Genomic DNA, 1,273 nt, shown 5'->3' with positions numbered 1-1,273 from the left:
TGTACTGACCCCAAAAAGTTAGACAATTAATTTAAGCAAAGGATTTAGTTCTGTATTGTACAGGGCTAAGTCCTTTTAGTTTTACCTTAATTCGTTTGTTGTTGTAGTAATCAATATAGTCTACAATAGCTTGTTCCAAGTGTTCAAGTGACTGAAACGTATTCTCATAACCATAAAACATTTCAGACTTAAGAATGCCAAAGAAAGATTCCATCATACCGTTATCTGGACTATTTCCCTTACGTGACATAGATGGTTGGATTCCCTTATTCTTTAAAAAATGATGATAAAAATCGTGTTGGTATTGCCATCCTTGATCACTATGGAGAATTGTATTTTCGTAATGGTTCTCTGTAAAGGCTTGTTCTAGCATAGCTTTCATTTGTACTAAGTTCGGCGAAGTAGAAAGATTGTAGGAGATAATTTCGCTGTTAAAGCCATCTAAAACTGGTGATAAATAAAGCTTTTGGCTGCTTGCTGGAATGGCAAATTCTGTCACATCTGTGTAGCACTTTTGCATTGGTTTGGTTGCTTCAAATTGACGTTGAATAAGATTATCTGCTTTCTTGCCAACCTCTCCTTGGTAGGAAGAATACTTCCGTTTACGGCGAATTCGAGCCGTTAAACCAAGTACTTTCATCAGACGCTGCACCTTCTTATGGTTCACTACGAAGCCACGATTTCGTAATTCTAGAGTCATGCGACGATAGCCGTAATTTCCTTTATGCTCAGTATAAGTTGACTGAATTTCAGCTTTAATATCATAATCTTTATCGCTTTGATCCAGCTGTTTTAAGTGGTAATAATAAGTTGAACGGGCAAGCTTAATAATCTTTAGAAGGATATCTAAAGAAAACTCTGTTACAAGTCCTTGAACAATTTCCGTTTTTCTTCTTGCTTCTTTTCGTCTCTCAATCGGAGTTCTCTCAACTTTTTTAGAATGGCATTCTCCGCTCTCAAGTACTCATTTTCTGCTTGAAGACGTTCTAATTCTGTCATATCTTCAAATCTCTTCTTTGGCTTACGTCCCATTTTAGGTGGTCTCCCTCTTGTTTTCTCAACAATAGTATACCCGTTTTTCTTGTATTGTGCCAGCCAATTCGAAAGTAATCCACTACTTGGAAGAGCATAATCCATAGACGCCCTAATTTGTGAATGCCCCTCAAGAAGAACTTTATCAATGATCTCTTGTTTTAGTTCAGGAGAATAGTAACAATTCTTTCCTTTTTTGACGATTTCTATTCCATAACGATCAATCAATTTAATCATGTAC

1 protein-coding gene is annotated in these 1,273 nt (G+C 36.4%); it reads right to left on the bottom strand.

All coding sequences use genetic code 11. From position 1 onward, the window contains the following. Positions 1–31: 31 nt before the first annotated feature. Positions 32–1,273, bottom strand: a protein-coding gene (locus M1G12_RS09870) for an IS3 family transposase (RefSeq protein ID WP_247949840.1) whose coding sequence is annotated in 2 segments (ribosomal slippage) — positions 32–930 and positions 930–1,273 — 1,243 coding nt annotated over the 2 segments. Because the reading frame shifts where the segments join, the coding sequence is not laid out codon by codon here. This gene is flagged as partial in the annotation.

The sequence above is a fragment of the Streptococcus mitis genome, from assembly GCF_023110375.1.
Lineage (GTDB): Bacteria > Bacillota > Bacilli > Lactobacillales > Streptococcaceae > Streptococcus > Streptococcus mitis_CI.
This window is presented reverse-complemented; position numbering and strand designations above follow the sequence as displayed.